Annotated in this window: 4 protein-coding genes; 3 read left to right on the top strand and 1 reads right to left on the bottom strand. The window is 46.7% G+C overall.

Going from position 1 to position 4,724, the window contains the following annotated elements; translation table 11 throughout:
• The first annotated feature begins 73 nt into the window (after positions 1 to 73).
• On the top strand, positions 74 to 1,114 hold the full coding sequence (holA, locus tag KW93_RS13575; RefSeq protein WP_033543575.1) for a DNA polymerase III subunit delta: 1,041 nt from the start codon (positions 74 to 76) through the stop codon (positions 1,112 to 1,114).
• Positions 1,115 to 1,166: 52 nt separating this feature from the next.
• Here the strand turns inward: holA and rpsT are convergent, their stop codons facing one another.
• On the bottom strand, positions 1,167 to 1,415 hold the full coding sequence (rpsT, locus tag KW93_RS13570; protein ID WP_033543574.1) for a 30S ribosomal protein S20: 249 nt from the start codon (positions 1,413 to 1,415) through the stop codon (positions 1,167 to 1,169).
• A 217-nt stretch (positions 1,416 to 1,632) separates the two neighbouring features.
• Here rpsT and lepA point away from each other — a divergent pair, with 217 nt between their 5' ends.
• Complete coding sequence (gene lepA / locus KW93_RS13565; protein WP_033543573.1) at positions 1,633 to 3,462, top strand: translation elongation factor 4; 1,830 nt, start codon at positions 1,633 to 1,635, stop codon at positions 3,460 to 3,462.
• A 60-nt stretch (positions 3,463 to 3,522) separates the two neighbouring features.
• Positions 3,523 to 4,662 (top strand): radical SAM family heme chaperone HemW, encoded by a 1,140-nt coding sequence (hemW, locus tag KW93_RS13560; protein ID WP_033543572.1) that lies wholly within the window; start codon positions 3,523 to 3,525, stop codon positions 4,660 to 4,662.
• Positions 4,663 to 4,724: the final 62 nt, after the last annotated feature.

The following is a 4,724-nucleotide window of genomic DNA, read 5'->3' as shown; positions in this document are numbered from 1 at the left end:
CAATATCGATTATTGAAGATTATTAGTTCATCTTCTATTAAAATCCGATATAGTAGAAGGAGGAGGCGGGAACATGATCACTTCAATCTGGAAATCGATACGCAGCGGCCAAATTGACCCTGTCTATCTTCTTATAGGCACTGAAAGCTATTTCATTGAAAAGACATTGGATTTATTGAAATCCAGCATGACACAGAATGGCGAGCTCGAACTTACCTTTTTTGATATGGAAGAAGTCCCGGTCGACCACGCCATCGACGAAGCGGATACTTTTCCTTTTTTCAGCGACCGCAAGCTGATCATCGCGAAAAATGCATCGTTCCTGAAAGCAGCTGAACGCGGCAAGGAAAAAATTAATCATGACATGAAAATCCTGGAGGCGTGGCTTGAAAATCCGCCCTCCAGTTCCGTCACCGTTTTCGTGGCACCGTATGAAAAATTGGATGAACGGAAAAAAGTGGTCAAGCTGATGAAACAGCATGCCGTTGTAATCGAAGCAAAAGCACTTCAGTCAAATGACCTTGAATCGTGGCTCGCGCAGGAAGCGAAAACGTTCGGCAAGGACATCAGCCGTGGCGCCGTCCGAAAATTGGTGGAAATGGCCGGAACGAACCTTACATTATTGTCCTCCGAACTGGAAAAGATGTCGCTCTATCTGGGGGGCGAAGGGGAGATAACGGAACAGCTGGTCGAAGAAATGACGGCCCGCACACTTGAACAGGATGCCTTTAAAATGCTGCAGGCCTATTTGGACGGGGATATCAGCACGGCACTCAGCGTCTATTATGACCTGCTGCGGCAAAAAGAAGAGCCGGTCGCGCTCGCCGCACTGCTGGCGTCACAGATCCGTTTCATGGTCCATGTCTATTACCTGCAGAAAAAAGGCTACCATGCACAGCAAATTTCCAAACAATTAAAAGCGCATCCATACCGAGTGAAACTGCTTGTCGAGAGACGCCAGCAGATCTCGGAACAGCGCCTGCTCGAAGTGCTCGGCGACCTGGCTGACATCGACCTTCAGCTGAAAACAGCGAGCGGCAACCGTGAGCGCGTGCTGGAGTTTTTCCTGATGAAACGCGCCGTGAAAAAAACTGGCGTGTCCCAACAAATTTAATCGAAACAAAAAAAGCCGGCTCCTTTTTAAAAGGAACCGGCTTTCAGCGTTTTTACGCCTGTTTCATCAAGCGGGATTTTTTGCGGGCTGCAGTATTTTTGTGGATAAGGCCTTTAGAAGCCGCTTTCTCCACTTGTTTAATCGCAGCTTTAACCGTTGCGCTTGCGTTTTCATCATTGTTAGTCAAAGCCTGCTCAGCTTTTTTCACAGAAGAACGCATTGCAGATTTAGCTTGCGTGTTTTGAGCGTTTTTAGATTCGTTAGTTCTCACACGTTTGATTGCAGATTTAATGTTTGGCATATATTTCACCTCCTAGACAATTAGGAAAAGAGATGGAACCATCTCAACTCATGTATGTCTCTATACAACAAGAGTTATTTTATCAAACCAGAGAGAGGATTGCAATAGATACGTGCAAAGAAGTTTGCCTTTACAGTGAAACGAATTCAACTGCATTCATTGCTCAATGGCCCCTGTACTGCTATAATTCATAGTAGTTTGTATAGGAGTGTGGACCATGAATCAAGAACAGAGACTCGCGCGTCAGAGCAAAATCCGTAACTTTTCCATCATCGCCCATATCGATCATGGTAAATCTACGCTTGCCGACCGCATATTAGAACGTACGAATGCCCTATCCTCACGGGAAATGAAAGCACAATTGCTTGATTCCATGGATTTGGAACGGGAACGCGGAATCACCATCAAATTGAACGCCGTTCAGCTGAATTACACAGCCAAAGACGGCGAAACGTATATCATGCATTTGATCGATACACCGGGCCACGTCGATTTCACTTATGAAGTGTCCCGCAGCCTTGCTGCCTGCGAAGGGGCCATCCTGGTCGTCGACGCAGCACAGGGCATCGAAGCCCAGACCCTGGCGAACGTTTACCTGGCGCTGGACAACGACCTTGAAATCCTTCCGGTCATCAATAAAATCGATTTGCCTGCAGCGGATCCGGAGCGGGTTCGCCAGGAAGTGGAAGATGTAATCGGTTTAGACGCTTCCGAAGCCGTTCTGGCTTCGGCCAAAGCCGGCATCGGTATTGAAGAGATTCTGGAACAGATCGTCGAAAAAGTTCCTGCGCCAACCGGTGACCCAAGTGCACCACTGAAGGCAATGATTTTCGATTCACTGTATGATCCCTACCGCGGAATCGTTTCCTACATCCGTATAATGGAAGGGACAGTAAAACCCGGCGACAAAATAAAAATGATGTCGAGCGATAAAGAGTTTGAAGTTATCGAAGCGGGTGTATTCACACCGCGTGCGACTCTTCGTGATGAATTGACAGTCGGCGATGTGGGTTATTTGACCGCGGCCATTAAAAATGTTGGCGACGCACCGGTCGGGGATACGATCACACATGCAAGAAGGCCGGCTGTTGAAGCGTTGCCGGGTTACCGCCGGTTGAATCCAATGGTTTATTGCGGGCTGTATCCGATCGATACTTCAAAATATAACGACCTTCGTGACGCACTGGAAAAGCTGGAGCTGAATGATGCTGCCCTTCAATTTGAACCGGAATCGTCCCAGGCGCTTGGCTTTGGCTACCGCTGTGGATTCCTTGGTTTATTGCATATGGAAATTATACAGGAACGTATTGAACGCGAATTCAACATCGATTTGATCACCACAGCGCCAAGTGTTATATACAGCGTACACATGACAGACGACACTATTTTGAAAATTGATAACCCGGCGATGATGCCTGATGCACAAAAAATCAGTTTTGTGGAAGAACCTTATGTCAAAGCGACAATTATGGTGCCGAATGATTATGTCGGAGCTGTAATGGAAATCTGCCAGAAAAAACGAGGAAACTTCCTGACAATGGATTATCTGGACAATTCACGTGTCAGTATCATCTATGAATTGCCGCTGGCGGAAATCGTCTATGATTTCTTCGATCAGTTAAAATCCGGCACAAAAGGTTATGCATCATTTGATTATGAGCTGATCGGCTATAAAGAATCGAAACTAGTGAAAATGGATATCCTGTTGAATGCGGAGCAGGTCGATGCACTGAGCTTTATCGTTCACCGCGATTTCGCTTATGAACGCGGCAAGGTCATCGTCGATAAGCTGAAGACACTTATTCCCCGCCAGCAGTTCGAGGTGCCGATCCAAGCGGCCATCGGTCAGAAAATAGTTGCTCGTCAGACGATCAGCGCAATGCGTAAAAACGTGCTCGCAAAATGTTACGGCGGCGATATTTCCCGTAAACGTAAACTTTTGGACAAGCAAAAAGAAGGTAAGAAGCGCATGAAACAAGTCGGTTCTGTGGAAGTTCCACAGGAAGCTTTCATGGCAATATTGAAAATGGACGACCAATCAAAATAAACGACAGGAGGAGGCGGGGTTTTTTCAGCCTCCTTTTCCTATTAGAAATGAGGAATAACAATGGTAAAAGGATTGTATATCCATATTCCATTCTGCCACCAGATCTGCTTCTACTGTGATTTCAATAAAGTCTTTTTTAAAGATCAGCCGGTGGACGCCTATATCGATTCACTCGGCAGGGAGCTTGCGCTTTGGAAAGAGCAGGGTGCACTTGATAATCCGCTCGAAACGATTTTTCTCGGCGGCGGCACACCAACTTCACTGGAACCCCGGCAACTGGAAAAATTGCTGGGCTATATCCATGAATTTGTGCCGATGGCTGACAATCTGGAATGGACGTCTGAAGCCAACCCGGATGAATTGACGTTTGAAAAAATGCAGGTTTTGTTCAACGGCGGCGTCAACCGGCTGAGCATGGGTGTGCAGTCGTTTGATGAAGATCTGTTGAAACGGCTGGGCCGCACACACAGCAATGGCGATGTCGCCAGAGCGGTCGAAGATGCACGCCGCGTCGGATTCACCAATTTAAGCTTCGACCTGATGTACGGTTTGCCCGGGCAGACGATGACACAGTGGGAAGATACGCTGGAACGGGCATTTGCATTCGATCTTCAGCATTTTTCCGCCTACTCGCTGATCATCGAACCGAAAACGGTTTTCTATAATCTGATGGTAAAAGGGAAACTGAATACAGTGACGGAGGATCTGGAAGCCGATATGTATGAACGGCTGATGCAGGAAATGGAATCACGCGGTTTGGGACAATACGAAATTTCGAATTTTGCACGTCCCGGCTTTGAATCACGCCATAATCTTCTATACTGGGACAATGTTGAATATATCGGAGCAGGAGCAGGAGCTCATGGATACGTTCAAGGAATCCGTTATTCAAATCATGGCCCGCTGAAAAAATACATGGAGCCACTGGAAGCGAATGAACGTCCGATTTTAAATTCGCATGAAGTCCCCAAAAAAGAACAGATGGAAGAAGAGATGTTTTTGGGGCTGCGCAAAACCGCTGGAGTCTCGCTGGAGCATTTCAAAGGGAAATTCGGCATCCCGATGGAATCGGTTTACGGCGACATCCTGAAAAAAGAAATAAGCAGCCGGAATCTCATCATCGAAAACGGCAGAGTCAAACTGACGAAACAGGGCCGTTTCATCGGCAATAATATTTTCGAGCAATTTTTGCTGGCGTAAAAGTTAAGTAGATAGTGTTTTTTATTGCGAAAGATATTCCGCAAAACAGCTTCGCTTTCCTG

This window comes from Planococcus sp. CAU13, from assembly GCF_000775575.1.
GTDB lineage: Bacteria > Bacillota > Bacilli > Bacillales_A > Planococcaceae > Planococcus.
Note: the sequence above shows the minus strand (reverse complement) of the source record. Positions and strands in the feature narration are given on the sequence as shown.